Source organism: Nocardia sp. NPDC059229 (assembly GCF_042754165.1).
Classification (GTDB): domain Bacteria; phylum Actinomycetota; class Actinomycetes; order Mycobacteriales; family Mycobacteriaceae; genus Nocardia.
On record NZ_JBHZAK010000032.1, the window covers coordinates 15,408 to 37,373 of the forward strand.

Genomic DNA, 21,966 nt, shown 5'->3' on the forward strand with positions numbered 1-21,966 from the left:
GGTTCAGAGGTGGCTGTCGATGCCAGGGCTGGCGGGCTGGGGCTCGTGCACCGCGGGCCCGATCGCGACGTGTGCGAGAAACGCCGGCAGGTCGATGCCCAGATGCTGGGTGACCTCACACAGCGCGTTGTCGAGTGCCGCCTGCATGGAACCCGGCTGGGGGTGCAGTCGCACGACGGTGCCCGCCCGCCGGATTTCGACGTGGCAGACCTTGTCATCGCGGGCGCACCCGGCGACCGGCCGCGGTGCACCGATGACGACGTGGGCCTCACCGCCGCAGCGGCTGACCCGGCCGCTGATGAACATCTGCACTCCAGCACTTCCCCTCGAGCGACCATTTCCGCTGTGACGGTCCCATTGCTGCTCGGGCCGGGTGGATAGGAAGAGTCTGCGGGCCGATCCACCCGGCTGCCGAGCACGATGCGCCGCTCGGAGTTGGCGAAGCGGGGCATCGATTCCGGAGTCGTCCACTGTGACCCCGGTCGGATGATCCGACGTGAGAATGCGGCGCGATAACCGCACCCTGATTCCCGCCACGCTTCACGATCGGCTCACCCGCACCGAACCGTATCGAGTTCCTGTGCTGGAGCAGCCCGAATACCGCTCTGATGGCACGAATCGAGAGTGCCCAGGCACGGGAGGTCAGCGATATCTAGAAATTAGCTAAGTGGTCGAGATTGTCGTGCAGAATGCCGGGCAGAACCGGCCCGACCGGTCGGTGAACCTTAATGGGGTGAAATGACCGATCTGATGGGATCGACCGCGCATGAGCTGCTCGCGCAGGTCCTCGCGCGCTACGGCAGCATCGACGTCTTCATCGCCCGTCTGCACGCTCTGCTGGACACACCCACAGTCGCGCTTCCCGCGTCGGCATCCTCGGCCGATGGTCGGCACCGGCTCGCTGAGCGGAATCAAGGACTGGAACTCTGTGACGGGCATCGACTACCTGAGCGCCACGGTAGACAACAGCAGCCACCCTGCCCCAGCGCCCAGCGGGTCCGGGTCCTGATCCGGGACGAACTCCACCAGGAGTAAGAGATCCCGGAGCATCATGATGATGCGACCGTTCGGTATCTTTCCCGGGTAGGTTCGGGGTATGGTGCGCCATCCGGCGCCGATGCTCGCCACGGCCGGGCCCGCGCCCGCCGCCGACGACACCCGGTATGCCTACGAATGGAAGTATGACGGAATCCGCTGCCTGGCATGGATTTCCGACGGCGTCTGCCACATGGTCAGCCGCAACGGCAACTCCCTCACCGCCGCGTTCCCCGAGATCTCCCACGCCCTGGCGGCGCTGGCGGCGGGGGCGGGAGATCACCCTCGACGGTGAACTCGTGGCGCCGGACCGCGACGGGGTGCCGCGGTTCTCCCGTATCGGGCGCCGCCTGGGCGTGACACGGCCGAGCCCAGCGCTGATCCGGGCGCGGGTCGGCGTGCCTGTACGTGTTCGATCTGCTGGGTTTCGGCGATCGGGACCTGCGCACGCTGACCTACCTGGACCGCCGCGAGCGCCTCGAGCGGCTGGGCCTGCCCCACGGGCATGTTCTGCTCTGCCCGTCCTACCTCGACATCCCGGTCTCGCGGATGCTGGCGGTCGCCGCCGCCCACGACATCGAGGGCGTCATCGCCAAACGCGTGGACAGCACCTACCGGGCCGGGCGCTCGCAGGTATTGGCGCAAATTCCCGCTGCGCCGGTCGGCCGAGGTGGTGGTGGTCGGCTGGCTGGCCGGCCACACCCACAGCGAGATGTTCGGGTCCCTGCTCGTCGCCGCCCACGACAACCAGGGGCGGCTGGTGCTGCTCGGCGCGGTCGGGACCGGGTTCAACGACACCACCCGCCGCTCGCTGCAACGCGAGCTGCTGGCCCTGGCCGTTCCCGCGCCGCCGGTCACCGGTGAGATCCCGGCATCGATCACGGCCACCGCGCACTGGGTCGCCCCGCACCTGGTCGGTGATGTCGCCTACCGCGAACGCACCGCCACCGGCCTGCGCCACCCGTCCTGGCGCGGACTCCGCTTCGACCGCTCACCAGCGGAAATTTCGGTTCCCGAACACAACTGACCCTCCGCCGCGGGCGGTTGGCCATCGTTTTCCGAACGCTCCCGGAACAGGCTTCATCGGAAGCTGGCCGTAGAGGGCGTGGCCCGCAGCCCGGGCACTGGAAACGTTGATTCGGAGACGGGGTTCCAAGACCGATCCATCCAGCGACGCTGGCTGCCGCACAACGGATCTCGAAAGCGATCGTTTTAGAGACAGAACATCGCGAATCGCGATCACTCGGGCGGCGGGCGTCACCGTTATCCGCCCCCGAAAAGTGGGGCCATAGGATGGGACATAGCAGTACAGCGATCATCATCCGCGAGGGTGACGTATCTCGACCGAGAGTTTCGGAGGCGAGAACATGTACTTCACCGATCGATCACTGCTTCCCGAGAACCAGGCACCGCTGATCATCACCGCGGCCCCCTACGGGCCGGTGTGGGTTCCGTCGGACTATCCCGAAGACATCCCGGTGACCTGGGATGAGCAGGTCCAGAAAGCCGTCGACTGCTTCGAGGCCGGCGCCCGCCTGCTGCACATCCACGTCCGTGACCCGAAAACCGGCAAGATTTCCAAGAACTTCGACGACTACAGCGCGCAGATCGGCCGGCTGCGTGAGGCCGTGCCGGACATGGTGTTGCAAGTCGGCGGCTCCATCTCGTTTGCCCCCGAGGGCGATGCCGTCGCCAAATGGCAGAGCTATGACACCAGGCACATGCTGACCGAGCTGGACCCCAAGCCCGACCAGGTCACGGTGACCGTCGGCTCCACGCAGTACGACATCACCTCGATGCTGACCGTCGACGATGTCGAGGGCACCCACTTGGCTGATTCGCACGTCATGTGGCAGTACTCGCAAATGGTCGCCGACGCCACGCCGGAGTTCTACATCGAAAACCTCAGACGCCTGCGCGAGAACGGCATTCAGCCCTACTTCGCGCTCGCGCATGTGCACGGTCTCGAGATCGTCGAACGGCTGATCCGGCAGGGCTTGTACGCAGGTCCGGTCAATGGGTTCTACAGCATGGTCGGCGGCGGCTCGACCGGCTCGAACCCCTTCGACCTGATGGAACTCATACGCCGCGCTCCGCAGGGATCGGTCTTCACCTACCAGTCGATGTTCCGGCTCGTATATCCGATCTCGGCGGTATGCATCGCGCTCGGTCAACACGTCCGTGCCGGAATCGAAGAAAACCTGTGGGGTCCGGTCAAGGGCCAGAGGTTCACCACCGTGGAAATGATCCGCAAGATGGTGCGCATCGCCGAGGAGCTCGGCCGACCGATCGCGACCCCTGAGCAGACACGGCAGATCCTCAAGCTCGGCACCTGGTACAACACCGCTGAGGAGACACTGTTCAACCTCGGGCTACCACCCAACCGTGACGAAGGCCAGCGCGGCTTCCTCACCTACGAGGGCTTCCACACCTTCGAGGAAGAAGGCAGAGTCCACGCCGCAGCCGCAGCCGGACTCGCCGATCCACGCGACATCCTCTGACTGTGGTGTTTACAGGGCGTGGAGAACGTCGGTGCGAAAAGCAGCGCTAAGGCATCTACCGCACATAAGAGCAGTACATCTGCGGTACCCGCCTAGCGCCGGATCTCACAGAGGTGGGCTGCCAGGCGGTTCCGTCGCGCCAAGGGCTCGCCCGCGCGGTCGACTCCAGAATTTATCCGCGGCAGCACGCTGGATCGATAGCCAAACCGCTTAGCGTGACTTTTCGCAAATCTGTCCCTCAACCCCCTGATGAGGGAGGTCTGGGTCCGGGTAGAACCTCGTTGGATTCTCGGCGAGTTCCACCGGGACCCCAACGCCAACGTCGTGCCGCCGGGTTCGTTGATCACGACCATCGACCCTGGCGGAAGATCGATGCGGGGCTTGACGATTCGGGCGCCAAGATATGACGACGGCCTGGACGGGTGGCACGCGGTCAGCGCGGGCCGGGCTGGTCGGGCTCGGTTACATCGATGAACAGGGGGCGTAGGGAGTGGATCACGTCGTCGACCGGGTCGATCGACCCATCGACGCGACTGAGCACCACTGCGCCTTCGATCGCTGCCACAGCTAGGTTCGACAAGCGTCGGGCTGTGGCCGGTGCCGCGCCGTGGTCGCGCAGCACCGACTCCAAGGCGGTGCGCCAGGCTGTGAAGGCCCGGCCGGCTGCGTCGACCACACCTGGTGTGCGGTCGGCGGATTCGATGGCGGCCGCCAATATGGGGCAGCCCGAACGGAATTCGCCGGAGATCAGGCTTTCGCGCCAGGCGCCGGCGAAAGAATCGAAGACCTCGACCAGGCTGCGTTCGCCGGCATCGCCGAGGATTCGGTTGATACCGCCTCCGGCGATATCGACCGCCTCCTGGATGAGTTGGTCACGTCCGCCAGGGAAGTGGTGGTACAGCGAGCCGCGTGGTGCGCCGCTGTGGGCGAGGATCTCATCGAGACTGGTGCCCGACGCACCGGCGCGGCGGATCAGGGCGATGGCGCTGGTCAGCATGCGTTCGCGCGCATCGGAACGGCGTGGGCTCATCGCTGCCGTCCGGTCAGGGTCCGGCGAGGATCGAGCTGTGCGGAGATGCCGCGCGCGGGAAAGCCGAGCCCCGACCTCCACCAGCGGCCCCAGCCCCGGGGTCGCAACGCGATCGCGGCGAAGAGAGGCAGAGGATCCAGGTAGGTCACCCGGCCGCGCACCAGACCGTCCTCGAACCAGAAGCGGTCGCAGGCATCCCACGTCAACGGCCTGCCACCGACGGTCCCGGTGAGCCGCACCTCGATGTACACGCCACCGTCGAACACATTGGCCGCGAGGACCTCTCCACGCATGTCCGGAGCCAACGCGTAGACCCGCGCGAAGAAGTCGAGCAGCCCCGCCGGCCCCACCGCCGGTGGCGTTCCCGGCTGCACCGCAACGTAATCCGGATGCGTCACCAGGGCCAGGTCGGCCACCGCATCGAAACGACCGGCGGCGAAGGCCGCGGTGAACAGCTCTACCCAGTGCCCCGGGTCGCGCACCCGTTCAGGATAGGGACGATGGTCGACAGGTGTGGATTTCACGAGAACCCCTCCAGCTCAACGTATTATGTCATATGGCATAATATATAGTCCACGGGCTGAAGAGGTCAACCGTCCACCCCACGTCGAGCGATGGCCGCAACAGCCGGAACGTCGTTGTTCGGCTGTCTCTCTCAGTGAGGTTGCGTCGACGAACCAGGTGGCCCATGGCGATCCCGGTCCGTTCCGCATCCACCTGGCGCGATGTAATCGACTGCGGCATCAGGGATTTCAGCCCGCACGCGCGGAAACCGGCCCCGCTCGGTATAGGCTCATGAGGTCCAAACGGCCGAAATCCGGCGGTAAGCCGTGACTGCAGATGGTTTCGGGAGTCGGCATCCCCTGCGCGGTGGAAGAAGTCGAACGGCCGGACAGCGAAGTCGCCGGATGGCAGCCGGTCTGTGAATGCGGCTGGCGGGGGTCGCTGTGGCGGCGCGTGGCCACCGACGCCGAGCAGATCTCACCGCATACCGCGCCTACAGCCCGGACTCGCTCAGCGACGACTTCGACGACGTGCTGATGGTCGAGTGGGAAAAGCACATTGCCCCCGCCACCGCGGTTCACGAGGTCGCGCTCATCACCGCGGAGATCAAGGACGCCGAGCAGCGGCGCGTCGAGGCCGTGACCCGCGCCCGTGCCGCCGGCGCCTCCTGGGAAGCAATCGCCCAGGCAGCGAACATCACTCGCCAGTCGGCTCACGAACGCTGGTCAAAGATCGTCCGATGAATATCAGGGCTGGGGCGACGTCGTTATCTTTTGAACCTGCGACCACTTGACCCCCAGATTGGCATCCGGATCATTTGTGCACGTCACACACGTCAGGCATGTTCGCCCAGCGTCCTTGCGACCAGGCATTGTTCGGTGGCGCGCACGCCGTGCGGCCACCAGATGGCCACCGCCGCGATTGTGATCGGCGCCGTTGGTCGTCAGCCTGTCGGGGTGGATCTGCTGGAGGTGGTGTCAAGTGAACGGTGGGACGTCCTGCTGGCAGACCGTGCCGGGTGGGGGCAGCGCGCCACGGATGACGTAGTCGCTCTCGTAGGCTTTCGCGCAGCTGCTCGGGTTGAACAGCGTGGTGTGCCCGTATCCAGCGACGGTAAGCAGCCTGGCGTTGTGCAGTTGGGCGGTCATGGCCAGGGCGTTGTGGTACGGGGTGGCGGGATCGTAGATGGCGTTGACGGTGAGGATCGGTGTCGCGGAGCGGCCCCACGGGCCGGTGTAGCGATGGGCGGCCTTGGCGGGCCAGGTGGAGCACGCCTCGGTCACCCACGCCCAGAAGGGCCCGACCGTACCGGCTCGAACGGTACTGAACTTCGCCATGGCGCCGTAGCTGTGCGGATCGCGCGGGTTGGGACTCTCGCCGCATATGATCGCCAAGGTCTGCTCGACGCCCGTGTACTTTTGCTGTTGGGCCGAACCTTCCCGGGAGGAGTCGCTCAGCGCTGTCGAGGACCGGTCCACCAGGCGATTCTCGCCCGGGTCGGGCATCTGCGGCGTTGCGCCCAGCCACAGCTGCTGCAGCAGCTCGGCCAGCGCCGTCCAGTTCGCTGGGGAACCGGCGGTGGCATGGACGGTATACAGATTAGCGCGCACGGCGTTGGCGGTGGCGGCGTAGGTGAACCCGTCCTGCGGGTGGATGAGCAGGCGGTGCAGCAGTGCCTCGTACTTCGCTCGGGTCGCCACCGCACTGCCGGCCGAGAACGGGCAGCGGATCGGGCCTGCTTGGCTGCACAGGTTCAAGAACTGTTCCAGCGTCTTGGCCGTTCCCAGGTCGGATGCCTGCCGTAGGAAGGTCGACAACACCGGATTCCAGTCGTACCACGCAGACGGATCGATATTGCCGTCCAGCACCATCGCCCGGACCCGGTCGGGGAAAAGGTTGGCGTAGGTGGCGCCCAGCAGCGTCCCGTAGGAGACCCCGAAGTAGGTCACCAGCTGTTCGCCGAGGACTCTGCGCAGCAGATCGATGTCGTACGCCGAGTCGGTGGTGGAGACGAACCGCAACAAGGCCGGATCACGCCGCTCGCAACCCCGGCCGAGCTCGGCGTACAGGTCGATCCACCGCTGCTCCTGCTCGTGGCCGACCGGAAACCCCACGGGCAACTGCGCGAACCAGGCATCGTACTCCGCCTTATCGTCGAAGCATTGGACGGAGGTCGATTCACCGACCCCGCGCGGATCCCAGCTGACGATGTCGAACCGTTCCTGGATCTGGAGTGGGAAGAGCGGATATGCGATTGGGAGGACTGTGGTGCCTGCTCCTGCCGGCCCGCCTGGGTTGAACAGCAGGCTGCCGATCCGATGCGCGGGGTCGGTTGCCCGGTGTCGGATGACCGCCAGCTCGATCGTGCGCCTGTCGGGATGCTGGTAGTCCAATGGTGCCGGCACGGTGGTGCATTCGAAATCCGGGTGGTCGGGGCACGGGGTCCAGACCGCGGCAGGCGTTCCCCCAGGCGCCTCATCCGACGGCTGAGCCGTGGCGGGCGCGGCGCCGCAGGCCACAGCCGCGGCCACCATCATGGATGCCACTATGCAACGGGTGAAACGAGCGCGGTTCGTCACAGATCCTCGCTATCGTCACGGTGAAAATGCGTGGCTGTCTCACAAGGAACCCTCGACGCCGAACCGTAGCCGATCACGCGGCAAATGCCTGGTTAGGTCGATTCACCGGCGTGGTTCGATCGGTATCGCACACAAGCCGGTGACTAACCAAATGAGCCATCTCAGGTCCGAGGGTTGCGGCGTGTGCCCCGACATGGGGCTCGCCCGTCTGTCCTACGGCCGGACTCGGCAACTCCCTGGACGCCACGACCTGCGGCGAGAACCCCGACGCGCACCGTTGACCGGGCCGAACGCGGCTTCATGTACCGCTGCGGACGGAGCCTCTCGTCGAGGTAGCGATGATCGTAGAGACCGCGCCCGACCTGCGGTGGGTGTGGGATTTGAACCCACGATGGCGTGAACCACGACGGTTTTCAAGGTAGCTGATCTCGACGTTTGCGTGTGACGGGTGACGTTGGCATTTGGGGGGGGATTCGACATCTGAGCAGGGGATCTTCCGCTGGCTTCGCCCGAACGGACTACCCCGTGCGACCGCAGCTGGCCAAGACCGGGGTGCCGGTATCGCCATGGATCGAGAATCGAAAGCGTGAGGGGCACAAGCAATTTGACCTAGAAGACACGGCCAGCGCCGTTCGGGGCTTGAAGATACTCGTAGAGCCGGTCCGAAGACGGCCTCCGACCTACAATCTGTCGGGCTGAGCGCCAGATCAGCGCGGTCTCCAAGTATCCGCTCATCATCCGCATACCGTGCTGACCGAAGCCGAGCAACCGGGCGACCCCGCCTGGTGAGTGCTGCCCTGTGGTTTCCCTTGTGTGTCAGGTCCGTTGGGTATTCTTCCAACTCAACGAGCTTGTGGGGAGTTGTCAGTTGGGGAGCATGCAGTGTGCAGCCGGGTTGGCTGGAGAGATGGTTGCTCATGCGGTGCAGTGGGTCTCGGAGGGGGTGGCGGCGGGTCCATTTCTGGCCTCTGTGGGCACCGGCGATTCGCGGGTGACGTTAGTTGATCTGATGTGGGCACCCGCAGCGATGCCGAGGCCGGACAGTTCTGGCGTCAGCACCAGTTGGGGTAGTGATCAATGGGGCTGATGCCGCGCTGTGTGAGACGAGGAGCCGCGATGGGTGGGATGCTGGGAGTTGAACTGGGCGGAGTCACGGCGGCGTGCGAAGGATCAGCGGGATCCGGCTGGCGGGAGATGGATGACCCGCTCGAGACGCTCCTGACGGTGGATGTGCCGGACCTGCCTACTGATCCGTTCGCGGCGGAAGGTTTGGCGCACGCGAAGCAGGCTGCGATGGCGTGGTTTTCGTCGGTGGATGCGGTGTTGGAGCCGGGGAACAGGCGCGCCTGGCGGAGAGACTGACGGCGGCCTACGGTGCATCGGCTCATACACGACGCTGAATAACACTCGAACGGCCCGTGTCGGACCCGAGGATGCCTGGCGGGGTAGCGGCCGAGATCGTGGTCGCCAGGTTGCGGCGGCTCGCCGAGGCCGTGCGCGTGGTCGACAATGAGGATCTGGCCGGCCGGTATTGAACGTGCCGGAAGGCATTGCGGCGCTGTCGATGCCGGCCGGGTGGTGTTGGCCATCGCGGTCCGCACCGAAGTCCGTTCGGCATGGTGGTGATGATCATGATTCGGATCTGATGGAATCGTCATCGGTTCGTGGGGTCGGTCGGGTCGAGCCCCCGCACGCCGAAGGTGCTGGCTCCGTTCGTCGTTCATGCTTGGATTGACGTCGGGAAAGGGCTGGGCGTTGCAGCGGACACGCGAATGTCCGCCATTGGCACGGACCTTGCTCCGCCCTGTGCTCGGATGTCCACCTCTGTGGCCGTCGAACACGTGGAACTGGCAAGTATCTGGCATTGAAGCGCACCCGTACGCAAATCTGCAGGTCAGGATGTGCCCTCGGCGGGGCATGCAAAACATTGGGCAACTGGGAAACGGCTGGTCATCGAAGGTGCATATTCGGTTTGACGCTCCGGCGGATGTGCCCAAAGATTGCTCGGACGTCCGCACGGACGTGCGGTGGCGCTCCCACCCGAACGGGTAGTCCTTGGACCCGCCGAACCGCACCCGGACCCGCTCCGGTCGCGGTTCGTATTCGGTGATCTCCGGAGTCTTGTCCTCCGGGACCCGGTCCTGCTTCCGACGGATGACGACCGCGCCAACCCGTGGATCGAGCATCGAACCCCCTCGCCTTCGCACGGCAACGTGCCATGTCTGGTTTCGCGCCGCTCCGGCTACGGCCGGTGGCTCGACGTTCGCGCAGCGCACACACCCACACGGCCCGCACACCTCACGCAGTCCGAAGCGGCTCGACTAAGCAGGGATCACGTCACCATGACTACTGAATGGAGGTTCGATTGGTCGATATGTGTTGCTGACGTTCCGGTGATCCGCCACCGGCGGAGCCGACCACAAGCGCATGGCAACGAATAGTTCTGTGCCGCAACGTTGTTCACGACGCTGGTGGTGGCATCACCGGCGGGCGCGGGGCGTGCGGCCTGGCGCTGCGCCACATGAGATCCGGCTGGCGCTCGGCTGTTATGCACCCGTCCTGGGACCGATTCGATCAGTTCCGTGTAGCCAGAGCGTACATTTGGGCGCTCGGGCCCCAGTCGTACCGGCCGGCGGCGAGCGGTGGGGCACGGGCGATCGTATCGGGCGGTTAGGTTAGCCCCAGAACGAATCGCTAGGGCGTCGTGCCTACCCGTGTCGTGCTACGTCCTCGCACAGGATGCTCGGCCAGCGTGCGAGATCGGCCGGTGTGTGCGCCACCTCCAGCGTGGCCGTCGGCAGCAGGTCCACCAGCGCCTCGGCGGTCGACACCGGATGGGCGGGGTCGTCGATCCAGGCCAACACCGTGGTCGGCACCTCGATCGCGGCGATCGCCTCGGGGGCGGGCAGGTCGCTCATCGCTGCCCCGCGGAACAGTGAGGGCAGTAGGTGCTCGGCGACATCCGGCACGGTTTCCGGCGTTCCGACGGTGGCCGGCGGGCGAGGCACGGTGAGATCGGCACCGAGGAAGGCGTCGAGTCCCTGCTCCTCGATCAAGCGGGCATTCTTCCGGTAGATGTCGGCCTTCGCGGCGCGGGTGCGCCAGGCGGTCGCGGGCACCAGCAGGGTGAGGCCGGCGAATCGGGCAGGATCGCGGACAGCGGCATGCAGCAGTGTCCCGGTGCCCATCGAAGGACCGACACCGTGCACCTGTTCACCGGGGAACCAGTGGTCGAGCAGGTTCAGCAGGTCATCGGCCAGGACCGGCCACCGATAGTCCTCGGGGACGGTACGGCCTGTCGAGTGGCCGTGGCCGCGCGCGTCGTACCGCAGCAGTCGGGTTCCGCTGAGTCCGCGGCCGAGATCGAGGTCCATCAGACGGTCGCGGTGGCGGCTGGAGGTGAGGCCGTGGAGTTGGACGACGGGGTGGCCGCCCTCGTCGCTCAGTTCCACGTCGAGGTCGGCGCCGGGAACACGGAAGGTCGGCACGGCGGCTCCAGGGTGCTGGTGAGACGGCGATCGCTCGGGAAAGAGCCTAGGCTACCGTCATGCGGCTGACCAACGTCGCGCACTTGCGCCTGCCGTTCGGCCGCCTGCTGGGCTTCGACGTCACTGCGGGTCGGGTGGGCCGGTCACTTCCCGTGTCCTTCGACCAGCGACGCCACGTCGGCGCCGGCGACCGAGCGGGATCCTGGATGGCGTTGTCCTTCAGGCTCTCCGCGCCGGTACCGCCCGACGAGCTCGCGACCGCCTGGCTGGCGGTGATCGAGCGGCACGGCACGCTGCGGTCGGTCTTCGTGCCGGGCGAGGACGGCGAGCCTCAGCTGCATGAGGTCGATATCATCCCCGGCGGCTGGGTCGAGCATGTGATCGCTCCGGGGCAGGCGGTCAACGATGCGCTCCGCGCCGTGCTCGACCGTGCTTGTTCACCGTACGGTCGTCCGTCGTACCGGCTCTGCGTGCTCGAGACCGCGGTAGGGCCGACCGTGGTGGTCGCCGCCGACCACGCGCACGTCGACATGTGGTCGATGCTGGTGATCGCGCGGGACCTGCTCACCGCGCTGGCCGCGGTGCAGAAGGGTCGTGCACCGTCGTTGCCGCCCGCCCCCGCCTTCGCGGAGCACACCCGCGCGCTGCGGGACCGCCCGCCGGCACCCGACGAGGTGCACCGCCGCTGGGCTGAGGTGCTGGCGGGCAGCGGCGATGTGATGCCACGGTTCCCGCTGCCGCTGGGTGAGGCGACCTTGCAGGAGGAGCGCGTGGAGGTGCGCGATGTCCTCGACGTCGACGACAGCGCCGCGTTCTCGGCGCAGGCCCGCGACGACGGCGTCTCGACCTTGGCGCTGGTGGTGGGGGCGATGACCGAGGTGACTCACGAGTTGGCCGGCACCGCACTGCGGGCCGTGTTTCCGGTGCACAGTCGGTACGACACCACCTGGCACGACTCGGTGGGGTGGTTCATCACCAACTCGGTGCTCGAGTCGGCCGACTCCGATCCCCGTGCCAGCGCGGAGGCGGTGAAGGAGGCCGTCCGGATGGGGTCCTGGCCACTGGAGGACATCCTGCGTCCGTGGGGCGGGATGCCCGAGGCGCCGGGGATGTTCGCGATTTCGTGGCTGGACCTGCGTCGGCTGCCGGTGCGAGTCGACGCGACCGGATTGGAGGCGCAGTACGTCGGCGCGACGATTCGGACCGACGGCGTGATGCTCTGGTTCATCCTCGACGAGGCGGGGCTGCACCTGCGCTGCCGATATCCGGACACTCCCGAAGCCCGGCGGCACGTCGGCGCCTGGCTGGACACGCTGATCGCCCGACTGCAGTCACGGGCACGGGCTTCGGTCGGTGGTCGGCTCCGACTCGGCGACCGGATCTATCGTGTGCAGCGGGCGGGGCGTGCCGACGTGCCAGCGCTGGTCGCGCTGCTCTCCGACGACGAGATCGGCCGTACCCGCGAAGGTTTCGAAATTTCCCGCTACGAGGAGGCATACGACGCCGTCACCAGGGACCCGTCGCACTATCTGGCCGTGGTCCGGGACGAGAGCGACCGGATCGTCGGCACCATGCAGCTCACCATTATTCCGGGGCTGTCCCGCGGCGGCGCCACCCGCCTCCAGATCGAGGGAGTCCGGGTCGCTGCCTCGGAACGCTCTCGCGGCATCGGAACCGCGATGCTCGAGTGGGCACACGATCACGGCAGGCACCGAGGTGCGACACTCGCGCAGGTCACCACAGACCGGGCGCGCGAGCGGGCTCACGCCTTTTATGCGCGGCTCGGGTACGACAACAGTCACGTCGGGCTGAAGCGGGCGCTCTGACCGATTCCCGGCGCTCGCTCAGGGGCGCGAGAGGGGCGCCTCGTCCAACGTCCGGTGGTGACTGAACCGCCGTGGCAAGCCGATCAGCTGGGCGACGAATTCCGGTGGCGGGCCGCGTGACCGAAGCGATCGAGTTGTTCGAACAGAATCTCGTCGACCGGATGCGGGTCCTCGCCGCTGACCACCCCGACACCTTGCGCTCCCGCCACGACATCACCCACGCCTCGTTCGAAGCACGCTTGTCCGAACCGGACAAGCACCGACGGCTCTATGCGACCGCAGAATCCGTGCCAGTCACTGCATCTCGAGATGCAGGCGGACCAATATGCCGAATTCCGTGTCGCAGGTTCGTGCCCTCGGCAGGATTCGAACCTGCTCCGCCTAGGAGGTTGGCCACCCGGCGAACTTCCTAGGCGCCCGCTTGTCCGCGACGGCCTCCGGGGACCGCTGGGTGGGTTCGTCATACCAATGCATAGGTACCTGGGCTCGGTGGTTGAGGGAACCGACTGTCCTGCAGCGGATTCCACCTCCAATACATCGCGCAGGACTTCTCGAGGGTCTCCGATTGCGGCTACGCACGGGTGTCGGCCTTCTGCGATACGATGCCCGAAACGGGTGGAAACGCCAGTAATCCTGGAGAAATCCTATGCAGGACAGCGATATTCGCTCCTGGGCGACAGGAGATTCGGCGGCAGGTCTGGGCGTATCTGCTGCAGGGCAAAAGAATGAGCGGTTGGCTGCGGTGTTGGCCGAGGTGGGGCTTCGGCCCAAAGGGCTTGCCAACAGGATGCGGCAGTACAGCGAGCAGGATGGCGGCCGTCCTGTGCATCCGAAGCACACCAATGTCGGCCGCTACATCGACGGTGTGCATCGGCCGAGCCGGCGCAGTCTGGACGTGATGCTCAGCGTGCTCAGTATCGAGGCCCGCCGCCCACTTTCGGCCGCTGATATCGGATATCTCGACGAGCCGTCGGGGAAGCTTGAAGACGAAGTCAAGCCGTCGGCACCGCCGTGGGCGACAAAGAACAGCGCGCGGCGCTGCTGGACGCACGATTGTTCGTCGGGCCGCGCGGCGGGCGGATCGCCACCGGTGTACAGCGCGACGCGACCCACTGGGATGACGTGGTGGCGCAGTCGGGATTCGAGCATCTGCGCCGGCACGATCTCCGGCACACCGGGCTCACCTGGTTCGCCGACGCCGGGGTGCCACTGCATCGGCTCCAGCAGATCGCCGGGCACACCGACCCGAGGATCACCCAGCGCTACCTGCACCCCGGCATCAAGGCTCTGCAGGATGACGGTGCGCTGCTTGCTCGGTTCCTGACAATGCCGAACGACGGTCCGGAGATTCCCGAGCTGCTGGCCCGCGTGCGACCCGACTATCGGCGTGACGACCCGGGTGGCCCCAGACTGGCCCCAAATCTTCGGGTGGTCGAGTAACAGAAAACCCCTTCCGACCCTGGTCGGAAGGGGTTTTTCTTGGTCGGGCTGACAGGATTTGAACCTGCGACCACTTGACCCCCAGGGTCGCAGAGCGGGCTGGGTGAGCTGCTGGCGGAGAAGGTGTCGATCACCTCGTCGCGGATCCGGTCGGGGGCGGCGAACCCGGGCCCGAAGCTGGCGACCCTGATCGCGGGGATGTGTGCGGGCGCGGACAGTATCGACGATATCGACGTGCTGCGCAGCGGCGGCATGGCAACGGTGTTCGATCGAGTGTATGCGCCCTCGACGGTCGGAACCCTGTTACTGACCCTCACCTCCGCCGAGGTAGCCCAACTCACCGCCGCGTCCCTCCGGTGAACCCGTCCCCCCAACGCCCGAAAGCACCCGCGAGCCGACGCTCCTTCCGGCCACGAATCGGCTACCTGATCCTGGCGACCCTCGCCTTTCCGGTCGTATTCGGTTGTGGCGCACTACTACTGATCATTTTCCTGGGCCCGCATCCCACCGACGGCTCCAGCCCACCCAGCCAGCCCTCGATCCAGGTCAGCCAATCCACCACACCGCCCGACCTACCCACCCGCCACCCCTGCTACCCATTTCAACTGGAATGCTGAGATTCAGGCGAGGTCGGCGATCTTGTCGGTGTTGAGGATGAGACGGATCGTGTGAATGCGGTCGCCATATCAAACATCCAGTCACAACAAACTGACTCGTCGCCAATTAGGTCGACGCAGCCTCCGAGCCGTCCGCACTGCGCCCCGGATTGCTGGGCTGGGTTACAGAACCGCGCGAGGTACTGGCGGGCGGCTGGCTGGATACCGCGCCCCGGGATTGCCAGGGGTGCTTCTTCTGTTGGTTGGAGTGCCCCTGCTGCGGGAAGCCTGCGGCTCCGCTCGGCACGGGGACCTTCCGGTGTACCGGGTTGGGGCGCTGCACCTTCGGCGGTGAGACCGGTGATGGTGTCCGATCGTCCGAGTCAGGTGTTTCCTCCGGTTCCTCGACCGGTCTATGAGCGGCCGCGGGTTTGTGAGTGGCGACCGGATGATGGGTGGCGGCGGGTTTGTGGGTGGTCGCCGGCTTGTGTGCCGCGGACCCGGAGTGATGCGGCGTGCTGTGGTGTGCCGGCTTCTGCTTTTCGGGCGGCTTGCCGGGCACGCTTGCCGGAGCATTCGGGTCGGGCGCGGTGGGCAGCGGCAGGCCCGCAGCCAGATGACCGACAGATTGCTCGTAGCTCGTCACGGCGCCGATCACTGTGGCCAGTACGTTGCTGAGCCGGTCGTAGATGTAGTTCCGGGTGTCCTTCGTCAGCGGTGGCCACGTGCCGTCGTCTTTGAGTCCGGACCGTGGGCCGATCTGCTCGAGCTCTCCCTTGAGAGTATCGACGTTATTCTGGATGGTCTTGAACTGCACGGTCTTCTCCAGGCCCGCCGCATGGGCGGCGTCCTGGTAGGTCTTGTCGAGATTCGCCCAGTCCTTTGCCTGCTGCTGTTTCGACGCGAGATCCTGCTGGTAGCTGGTCAGCGCGCTTCCGGACAGACCCTGGGCTGCCCCTGCTTCGAATTCGGCCCGAAGATCGGCCTGGCTCTTGTCCTTCAACGTGTTCTTCACGAAGGGAACGACGATGGGCTTGTCGCCGCCCATCATGTCCACCAGAGTCTGCAAATGCCAGGAGGTTTTGTTGATGGATACCGCGAGTGGATCGTTCGTGTCGAGGTTCACCGGCACCGGCAGAATCGTGTCCCAGTTGCCGGTGTGATGGGATGCGTCTTCCGGTTCGGCGAGGCCGTTTTTGTCCAGGGGGCCGAGATCGATGGACCCGACCAGCTTGCCCTTGCTCGGGTTCGTGTTGTCCCAAAACAGCAGCTGGCCGTCGTCGCTGAGCTGTACCGAGCGAGGGCGTTTATCCTCGGTGAGTAACTTACCTTTGGCGCCGTTGTTGTCACCGCTCCAGTTCGAGCCCGCCGCCCAGACCGCGTTCTTGGCGTTGGCATCCGCGGCACTGGGGTAAACGACCAGGTTCCCGTCGCGCTGGAACCGAAGTACCGGGCGGGCGTTCGGGTTCGCGGGGTCGGGTGTGACCTTCTTCTGGGACAGATAGGAGCAGTTGCTGTCCGGCCCGGCGATGACCACCTGGCCGTTCCGCTCGAAGGTCAGCCGGTAGAGGCCGTTCTTCGACACCAGCGAATCGCCGGGGTACAGGTCGGACAGGCCGCCCTGGGCATCCTGCTGGTTATCGGTGTTGGTCAGCGTGTCGCCGGAATTAGGGGAATAGATGTCCTGATCCGGGACCGGGGGAGGAGGTTGCAAGGGGCCACCACCGACCGCCGCGCCGCTCATGCTTCCGACGCTCCGGAGGCGCGCACCCGATCGGCGCCACCGTGGTCCGTACAGATGAAGGCGTCGGCCGTCGCGTAACAGTTGTCGCCGGAATCGACATACCCGTCCGCCAGCCCGTGTATTCCGGGGTGACGGGCATCGACCCAGTACTGCTGCATACGGTCGCTCAGGGCCTGGCCGGCCGCACCCATTGCCTTCTCATTATGGTCGAGCTGGGCCAGCGGCTCTGCCCAGTCACGCAGGCTGGCCGCATGGTTGTGATTGTGGCCTCCCATCCTTCGCCACCAGTCGGGGTCGGCATTCATCGATTCCGCCATGCTGCCTCCTACGGTCCGAGAGGTGTTCGACGTCAAGAGGTTCGAGCTCTTCCGTTCCGAACCGAAGAAACGATATGGCAGGTGACGAGCATAGACCTCACCACATATGGGAAGCCGTTGATCCGCGCCAGCTCGGATCAACGCGGATCCGCACTGCTTCCGACCGGGCCGTCCAACGTCGGCACCACAGCACGATGAAGATTGAATCGAAACCGGGGGTAAACGCGGTGACCGGTCCCCGATAACGGGACCACCCGGCCTTTGAGTCCGGGTTGTTTTCGATCCAGTTTCAGTTGATGTCACAGGCCACGGGGTGGTGGGTGTGGCTGCAGCGGGCAGCGTACTCGGCCGGGGTGAGATAGCCCAGCGCCGAATGCCGATGCCTATGGTTGTGTTCGAGTTTGGAGTCGCCGATCACCACGCGGGCTTCCAGCAGACTCGTCCAGTGGTTGCGGTTGAGACACTCACTGCGTAACCGGCGGTTGAACGACTCGATGAACCCGTTGTTCCACGGCGTCCCGGGCGGAATGTAGACGATCCCCACCCGATCCGCGCAAAACTGTTGCAACGCAGAGGAAATCATTTCCGGCCCGTTGTCCATCCGCAGTATTTTCGGCGGGCCGCCGCGGGTAGAGAACACCTTCTCCAGTTCGGCGACGAGTTTCTCAGCGGTAATCGAGCGCTCCACCAGGTGCAACAGCGACTCACGGGTGTGCTCGTCGATCATCGACGCGATCTTCACCGCTCTCCCGTCGACGGTGGAATCGAACTGAAAATCCAACGCCCACACCGCCTTCGGTGCATCCGCATCGACCGCCGGCGCCGACGGGCACCCAGCCCGCTTGCGTGGGGAATGCTCGCGCACCTGCAAGCCCTCCTCGCGCCAGAGCCGGTGCACCTTCTTCTTGTTCACTTGTGAGCCCTCATCGAACCGCAGCGCCGCCCATGCGCGCCGGAACCCGAGTCCTTGGTGTTTCGTGGCGTGGGAACGCAGCCAGACCCGCAAACCGGCGTCCGAATCTTCTGGGGTCTGCGCGGCCGGCAGCCGTCGATACGTCGACCGGTGGAGCCCAACAACCTTGCACGCCAACCGTTCCGACATGCGCTTGACGTCTTTGAGCATGTCCACGGCGCGGCGCTTGGCCGCTGGGCTCAGAATTTTCCAGTCATGATCGATGCCGGGTCGCACCACTGGCGGGACGGACCTGACTCGGAATTTTCCTGACCGCACACACGCGTGTCTTTCGAAGGACCCGTCGATCCGTTCGGCCGATGGTGCACCCGTTTCTATCGCCGAACCACACCATCCTGCGCGGGGGTTGTGACCTGATAGGAGCCTGCCGCGCCCGCCGCGCGGTCCCCTGACTGGCCTGTCCAACCCCTGGCTTCGCCCCGACGGAGCCGCAGGACCACGACACGAAGGACAGCCCGGAATTGACGACATCCCTGGTCCAGCAATCGGTGCTTGTCGGAGTCGACACCCACGCCGACACCCACCAGGTCGCGATCGTCAACGAGCACGGCAAGCATCTCGCCGATCGCGAATTTCCCACCACAGCAATCGGTTACGCGGCCATTGAGGAATGGATCCGATCCCATGGCGCCGTTGCACGAGTCGGGATCGAAGGCACCGGCTCCTACGGAGTGGAACTCGCCCGCTATCTGCGCCGGCGAGGATTCGATGTCGTCGAGGTCCCTCGGCCGACTCGGAAGTTGCGGCGTGTACGCGGCAAGACCGATGCGATCGACGCCTACGCCGCCGCACGTCAGCTGCTCGATGGCTCCGAGGTCACCGCACCGAAGAACCGCGACGGCGCGATCGAGTCCGTCCGCGCGCTGCGAGTGGCCCGCAACAATGCCGTCAAAGCGTCGACCACCGCACTCAACACCCTGCGATCGCTGGTCACGACCAGCCCGGAAACCCTTCGCGCGCAACTACGTTCACTGTCGGCCGCTCAGCTGCTCGCCACCTGCGCGGCATTCGATCCCGCACCACACACCCTCAGCGACCCGGTGCAGGCCACCAAACTGGCCCTGCGCTCACTCGCCCAACGCGTCCTCGACACCCAGGCCCACGCCGACCAGCTCAAGAAACATCTGGCCGCGCTGCTCGACCAGGTAGCACCCCGCACCATGGACGTCTTCGCGCTCGGACCCGATACCGCAGCGGCCCTCATTATTTCGATCGGTGACAACCCGCACCGACTGATCTCGGAGGCGGCGTTCGCCCGCCTCTGCGGCGTCGCGCCGATCCCGGCGTCATCCGGAAAAACGAACCGGCACCGCCTTCACCGCGGCGGTGACCGGCAAGCCAACCAGGCCCTGCACACCGCCGTCATCGTCCGGCTGCGCTACCACGAAAACACCAGGACCTACGCGGACCGGCGCCGCAGCGAAGGCAAGACGACACCCGAAATCATCCGCTGTCTCAAGCGATTTCTCGCCCGCGAAGTCTTCCGCGCCCTGCGCGCCGACTACCGGGCCATGGCCAGCTCAGCTTGACCCTTGACATCTATAGGAGCGTCCTTGGCGATCTCCCGAAGCGCGTCCTTCTCCAGCTCGGCATCGGCCAAAAGCCGCTTGAGCCGGGCGTTCTGCTCACGCAGCTCCTTGAGCTCTTTCGCTGCGTCGGTGTCCACGCCGCCGTATTGGCGGCGCCAGTTGTACATCGTCGCCGCCGAGATCCCCAGCTCCGCATGGAGAACGGGTATCGGGTGCACCTATTGAGGTTGAGAATCCATGTGCTCAAGAACGGGAACAGCATTCGCAGCCGAGGTTCTGCGTAGGCCGCCTCGATCAAGTCGTGGTAGGGGTAGGAGGCATGGGTCGGGTAGAAGTTCCACTTGGCCTCGACCAGGCCGCCGTCGGCCTGCGAATCTCTGGGTCGGTCGGCGGTGTCCGCGTTCACAACAGCGATCGTGCCAGCCTCCAGATCGTTGCCCCGACAGTGATTTTCGTGTAATCGGCTAGCACACCTGAGTGCGGTAGGCATCCGATTTCGGTCACACGGCGAAGTTGGCAAATGAGGACCGCCCTGACCCTTGAACGAGTAGCGAACCTGCGGCCCGGTGGCAGCGAGTGAGGGTATTTCATTATCCCAGCGCATCCCACCAGTACCAACCGAGACCCTTGGAATCTCACCTTTCCGCCCGCAAATTGCACCGGAATTCCCACTACATCCCACCGGTTCCGCCGCATCGACCGTTCGGACGGGCGTCGGGATCCCCTCCAGCAGCCACGATGACACATACCCTGCGGCCTCTGGTTGTGAGCCAGCGAGGACCCTTCCCGCACGGTCGCGTCGCGCTGCAATGAATCAATTCTGTGCTGGTCAGCGAAGTTTCGTTTGTTTGTGCTGCCCGCGTCGTGTCACCCCGGGCCCGCTGGGTTTCGCCGGGTCCGGTTGCCAAATCCGTTGCCAATCAAGGCCGATCGCAGACGGCGCACGGGCATTGCCCGGCACCTGTGGCTTCTAACGGGTGTGGCAGCCGAACAACAGCCGATCGCATCTCGTCAGCTGCGTGTCCGGGCTGAGTTCAGAGTCCGGGTGAGCCAGTCGGTGCGAGCTCGGCGGGCGGCGATGGCGAGTTCGGCGTGTGGGAACAGCGAGTCGAAGCCGTGGCAGCCGCCTGCCCATACATGGAGTTCGGCCTGGCCTCCGGATGCCCAGATCCGCGTCGCGTAGTCGACGTCCTCGTCTCGGAAGACCTCCGCGGATCCGACGTCGATATAGGTGGCGGGCAGGCCGGAGAGGTCGCCGGCGTGGCTGGGCGAGATGTAGGCCGGGATCAGGTCTTCGGGGATTTCGGCCAGCACGGCGTTCCAGGCGTAGGCATTGGTTTCGCGGGTCCACACGGCTGGCTCGCCCGAGTACTGGAGGCTCGAGGTGGTGGTGTTGCCATGGTCGAGCATCGGGCAGCTCAGGATCTGGGCGAGGATGGGTGGTCCACCCAGGTCGCGGGCCATGAGCGTGACTCCTGCTGCGAGTCCGCCTCCGGCGCTGGTGCCCGCGACGACGATCTTGGCCGGATCTATGCCGAGGTCGTGGCAGTGTTCGGCGATCCAGATCAGGCCGTGGTAGCAATCCTCGACAGGGGTGGTGCCGCCGTGCTCGGGGGCCAGCCGGTAGTCGACGGTCACTACGACCGCTCTGGCCGCGTCGAGCCATTCCAGAGGGATGTCTAGCTGGGAGTACCTGTCTCCCATAATCATTCCGCCGCCGTGCATCCAGTAGATACACGCGGCGTTCCCGGTCGCGGCTGCGGGCGTGAAGACGGTGAGCGGGATGTCGGCTCCGTCGGCGGCGGGTGCGATGACCTCCTGCCGGTCGACGGTGCGGCTGCCGAGTAGGGCCTCGAGCGGGGTGGAGGGCAACTGCCGGAACTGGGTGAGGAGCTCGTCGGTGATCGCTGGGACGAGCGGCATCGCGGTGAGCAACAAGGCGAGTTCGGGATCGAGACCGGGGCGTGGGAGAGGAGACATGACTTTTCTTTCGGGTGGGTGCTTCGGTGGTCAGAACAGCGCTTTGCCGCCGACTGGTACGTAGTCGGTGTACGGCCCCTCACCGGCGGCCAGAGCCCCGACCTTCGCGACGATCGCCTGGGCTGCGGCGCCTGCAAAGAGCTGGTGGTGGTCTTCTTCGCTGGTCCAGCCCTCAGTGATGTGAATCGTGTTCGGGGCGGAAGCCGATCGGCAGACGAGGTAGACGAGGCAGTGCTCGCTGGCGGCCGGGTTGCCCTCCTCCAGTCCGCTCAGCAGCAGGGCGACGAGTTCGTCGGCCATACCGGGGCGGGCGGTCAGGGTCGTGTTGAATCCGTAGCGGAGGGTCATGTCGAATACTCCTTTGGATGGTCGAGTGAAACGTTCCGCCGACAGTGTCGGGCGGTATGGATATGTATCTATTGCA

20 protein-coding genes and 4 pseudogenes are annotated in these 21,966 nt (G+C 65.7%); 11 read left to right on the forward strand and 13 right to left on the reverse strand.

Features of this window, described 5'->3' with window-relative positions; translation table 11 throughout:
- Positions 1-3: 3 nt before the first annotated feature.
- Positions 4-306: a hypothetical protein gene (locus tag ACFXHE_RS40195; protein ID WP_379390374.1), complete on the reverse strand. Its 303-nt coding sequence runs from the start codon at positions 304-306 to the stop codon at positions 4-6.
- Positions 307-738: 432 nt separating this feature from the next.
- Between ACFXHE_RS40195 and ACFXHE_RS40200 the strand changes: the two genes are divergently transcribed.
- The 5 genes and pseudogenes from ACFXHE_RS40200 (at position 739) to ACFXHE_RS40220 (ending at position 3,536) form a co-directional block, all read left to right on the forward strand.
- A complete protein-coding gene (locus tag ACFXHE_RS40200) occupies positions 739-1,035 on the forward strand; it encodes a hypothetical protein (RefSeq protein WP_379390376.1) in 297 nt (98 codons plus the stop codon).
- A gap of 61 nt (positions 1,036-1,096) precedes the next feature.
- Complete coding sequence (locus tag ACFXHE_RS40205; protein ID WP_379390378.1) at positions 1,097-1,330, forward strand: hypothetical protein; 234 nt, start codon at positions 1,097-1,099, stop codon at positions 1,328-1,330.
- Between the two features lie 107 nt (positions 1,331-1,437).
- Positions 1,438-1,653: pseudogene (locus ACFXHE_RS40210) on the forward strand (ATP-dependent DNA ligase); the annotation flags it as partial.
- A gap of 58 nt (positions 1,654-1,711) precedes the next feature.
- Positions 1,712-2,062, forward strand: a complete 351-nt coding sequence (locus ACFXHE_RS40215) for a hypothetical protein (RefSeq protein WP_379390379.1) — start codon at positions 1,712-1,714, stop codon at positions 2,060-2,062.
- Between the two features lie 340 nt (positions 2,063-2,402).
- Entirely contained in the window at positions 2,403-3,536 is a 1,134-nt protein-coding gene (locus ACFXHE_RS40220; protein WP_379390381.1) for a 3-keto-5-aminohexanoate cleavage protein, read from the forward strand.
- Positions 3,537-3,969: 433 nt separating this feature from the next.
- On the opposite strand, the gene ACFXHE_RS40225 is transcribed toward ACFXHE_RS40220, so the two are convergent.
- Together ACFXHE_RS40225 and ACFXHE_RS40230 are read right to left on the reverse strand one after the other, a co-directional pair.
- On the reverse strand, positions 3,970-4,566 hold the full coding sequence (locus tag ACFXHE_RS40225; protein WP_379390383.1) for a TetR/AcrR family transcriptional regulator: 597 nt from the start codon (positions 4,564-4,566) through the stop codon (positions 3,970-3,972).
- The gene (locus ACFXHE_RS40230; RefSeq protein WP_379390385.1) at positions 4,563-5,048 is read right to left on the reverse strand and encodes a nuclear transport factor 2 family protein; all 486 of its coding nucleotides are present in this window, start codon (positions 5,046-5,048) and stop codon (positions 4,563-4,565) included. The genes ACFXHE_RS40225 and ACFXHE_RS40230 overlap by 4 nt, the downstream gene beginning before the upstream one ends.
- A 444-nt stretch (positions 5,049-5,492) precedes the next feature.
- Here ACFXHE_RS40230 and ACFXHE_RS40235 point away from each other — a divergent pair, with 444 nt between their 5' ends.
- Positions 5,493-5,813 (forward strand): hypothetical protein, encoded by a 321-nt coding sequence (locus tag ACFXHE_RS40235; RefSeq protein WP_379390387.1) that lies wholly within the window; start codon positions 5,493-5,495, stop codon positions 5,811-5,813.
- Between the two features lie 234 nt (positions 5,814-6,047).
- Here ACFXHE_RS40235 and ACFXHE_RS40240 read toward each other — a convergent pair whose 3' ends face one another.
- The gene (locus ACFXHE_RS40240; RefSeq protein ID WP_379390389.1) at positions 6,048-7,475 is read right to left on the reverse strand and encodes an alpha/beta hydrolase; all 1,428 of its coding nucleotides are present in this window, start codon (positions 7,473-7,475) and stop codon (positions 6,048-6,050) included.
- A gap of 1,290 nt (positions 7,476-8,765) precedes the next feature.
- Here ACFXHE_RS40240 and ACFXHE_RS40245 point away from each other — a divergent pair.
- The gene (locus ACFXHE_RS40245; protein WP_379390391.1) at positions 8,766-9,011 is read left to right on the forward strand and encodes a hypothetical protein; all 246 of its coding nucleotides are present in this window, start codon (positions 8,766-8,768) and stop codon (positions 9,009-9,011) included.
- A gap of 1,346 nt (positions 9,012-10,357) precedes the next feature.
- Here ACFXHE_RS40245 and ACFXHE_RS40250 read toward each other — a convergent pair.
- Positions 10,358-11,137: an alpha/beta fold hydrolase gene (locus ACFXHE_RS40250; RefSeq protein WP_379390393.1), complete on the reverse strand. Its 780-nt coding sequence runs from the start codon at positions 11,135-11,137 to the stop codon at positions 10,358-10,360.
- 59 nt (positions 11,138-11,196) lie between these two features.
- Here ACFXHE_RS40250 and ACFXHE_RS40255 point away from each other — a divergent pair, with 59 nt between their 5' ends.
- Positions 11,197-12,963: a GNAT family N-acetyltransferase gene (locus ACFXHE_RS40255; RefSeq protein ID WP_379390395.1), complete on the forward strand. Its 1,767-nt coding sequence runs from the start codon at positions 11,197-11,199 to the stop codon at positions 12,961-12,963.
- Between the two features lie 83 nt (positions 12,964-13,046).
- On the opposite strand, the gene ACFXHE_RS40260 is transcribed toward ACFXHE_RS40255, so the two are convergent.
- The gene (locus ACFXHE_RS40260; protein ID WP_379390397.1) at positions 13,047-13,172 is read right to left on the reverse strand and encodes a hypothetical protein; all 126 of its coding nucleotides are present in this window, start codon (positions 13,170-13,172) and stop codon (positions 13,047-13,049) included.
- Between the two features lie 802 nt (positions 13,173-13,974).
- On the opposite strand from ACFXHE_RS40260, the gene ACFXHE_RS40265 reads away from it, so the two are divergent.
- Both ACFXHE_RS40265 and ACFXHE_RS40270 read left to right on the forward strand, forming a co-directional pair.
- Positions 13,975-14,403, forward strand: coding sequence for a tyrosine-type recombinase/integrase (locus ACFXHE_RS40265; RefSeq protein ID WP_379390399.1), 429 nt, complete (start codon positions 13,975-13,977; stop codon positions 14,401-14,403).
- Between the two features lie 87 nt (positions 14,404-14,490).
- A pseudogene (locus ACFXHE_RS40270) lies at positions 14,491-14,748 on the forward strand (IS1380 family transposase); the annotation flags it as partial.
- A gap of 378 nt (positions 14,749-15,126) precedes the next feature.
- Here the strand turns inward: ACFXHE_RS40270 and ACFXHE_RS40275 are convergent.
- The 3 genes from ACFXHE_RS40275 to ACFXHE_RS40285 all read right to left on the reverse strand — a co-directional run bounded on the left by ACFXHE_RS40275 (position 15,127) and on the right by ACFXHE_RS40285 (position 18,252).
- Positions 15,127-16,743 carry a hypothetical protein gene (locus ACFXHE_RS40275; RefSeq protein WP_379390401.1) on the reverse strand — a complete coding sequence of 539 codons (1,617 nt, stop codon included), beginning with the start codon at positions 16,741-16,743 and terminating at the stop codon, positions 15,127-15,129.
- The gene (locus ACFXHE_RS40280; RefSeq protein ID WP_379390403.1) at positions 16,740-17,060 is read right to left on the reverse strand and encodes a hypothetical protein; all 321 of its coding nucleotides are present in this window, start codon (positions 17,058-17,060) and stop codon (positions 16,740-16,742) included. The genes ACFXHE_RS40275 and ACFXHE_RS40280 overlap by 4 nt, the downstream gene beginning before the upstream one ends.
- A 289-nt stretch (positions 17,061-17,349) precedes the next feature.
- On the reverse strand, positions 17,350-18,252 hold the full coding sequence (locus ACFXHE_RS40285) for an IS3 family transposase (RefSeq protein ID WP_379390405.1): 903 nt from the start codon (positions 18,250-18,252) through the stop codon (positions 17,350-17,352).
- A 242-nt stretch (positions 18,253-18,494) separates the two neighbouring features.
- Here ACFXHE_RS40285 and ACFXHE_RS40290 point away from each other — a divergent pair, with 242 nt between their 5' ends.
- Positions 18,495-19,562: an IS110 family transposase gene (locus ACFXHE_RS40290; RefSeq protein ID WP_379390407.1), complete on the forward strand. Its 1,068-nt coding sequence runs from the start codon at positions 18,495-18,497 to the stop codon at positions 19,560-19,562.
- A 23-nt stretch (positions 19,563-19,585) separates the two neighbouring features.
- Here the strand turns inward: ACFXHE_RS40290 and ACFXHE_RS40295 are convergent.
- The 4 genes and pseudogenes from ACFXHE_RS40295 to ACFXHE_RS40310 form a co-directional block, all read right to left on the reverse strand.
- Positions 19,586-19,753 (reverse strand): annotated as a pseudogene (locus ACFXHE_RS40295) (transposase); the annotation flags it as partial.
- Positions 19,754-19,806: 53 nt separating this feature from the next.
- A pseudogene (locus ACFXHE_RS40300) lies at positions 19,807-20,166 on the reverse strand (DUF6193 family natural product biosynthesis protein); the annotation flags it as partial.
- Between the two features lie 407 nt (positions 20,167-20,573).
- A complete protein-coding gene (locus ACFXHE_RS40305) occupies positions 20,574-21,542 on the reverse strand; it encodes an alpha/beta hydrolase (RefSeq protein ID WP_379390409.1) in 969 nt (322 codons plus the stop codon).
- A 30-nt stretch (positions 21,543-21,572) separates the two neighbouring features.
- Entirely contained in the window at positions 21,573-21,890 is a 318-nt protein-coding gene (locus ACFXHE_RS40310; RefSeq protein ID WP_379390411.1) for a putative quinol monooxygenase, read from the reverse strand.
- Between the last annotated feature and the right edge of the window lie 76 nt (positions 21,891-21,966).

What these genes read in the sequence shown, in the direction of transcription:
- ACFXHE_RS40195 (WP_379390374.1), bottom strand. Translation starts at nt 306, where the DNA reads ATGTTCATCAGCGGCCGGGTCAGCCGCTGCGGCGGTGAGGCCCACGTC.
- ACFXHE_RS40200 (WP_379390376.1), top strand. Translation starts at nt 739, where the DNA reads ATGACCGATCTGATGGGATCGACCGCGCATGAGCTGCTCGCGCAGGTC.
- ACFXHE_RS40205 (WP_379390378.1), top strand. Translation starts at nt 1,097, where the DNA reads ATGGTGCGCCATCCGGCGCCGATGCTCGCCACGGCCGGGCCCGCGCCC.
- ACFXHE_RS40220 (WP_379390381.1), top strand. Translation starts at nt 2,403, where the DNA reads ATGTACTTCACCGATCGATCACTGCTTCCCGAGAACCAGGCACCGCTG.
- ACFXHE_RS40225 (WP_379390383.1), bottom strand. Translation starts at nt 4,566, where the DNA reads ATGAGCCCACGCCGTTCCGATGCGCGCGAACGCATGCTGACCAGCGCC.
- ACFXHE_RS40235 (WP_379390387.1), top strand. Translation starts at nt 5,493, where the DNA reads ATGCGGCTGGCGGGGGTCGCTGTGGCGGCGCGTGGCCACCGACGCCGA.
- ACFXHE_RS40245 (WP_379390391.1), top strand. Translation starts at nt 8,766, where the DNA reads ATGGGTGGGATGCTGGGAGTTGAACTGGGCGGAGTCACGGCGGCGTGC.
- ACFXHE_RS40255 (WP_379390395.1), top strand. Translation starts at nt 11,197, where the DNA reads ATGCGGCTGACCAACGTCGCGCACTTGCGCCTGCCGTTCGGCCGCCTG.
- ACFXHE_RS40275 (WP_379390401.1), bottom strand. Translation starts at nt 16,743, where the DNA reads ATGAGCGGCGCGGCGGTCGGTGGTGGCCCCTTGCAACCTCCTCCCCCG.
- ACFXHE_RS40280 (WP_379390403.1), bottom strand. Translation starts at nt 17,060, where the DNA reads ATGGCGGAATCGATGAATGCCGACCCCGACTGGTGGCGAAGGATGGGA.
- ACFXHE_RS40305 (WP_379390409.1), bottom strand. Translation starts at nt 21,542, where the DNA reads ATGTCTCCTCTCCCACGCCCCGGTCTCGATCCCGAACTCGCCTTGTTG.
- ACFXHE_RS40310 (WP_379390411.1), bottom strand. Translation starts at nt 21,890, where the DNA reads ATGACCCTCCGCTACGGATTCAACACGACCCTGACCGCCCGCCCCGGT.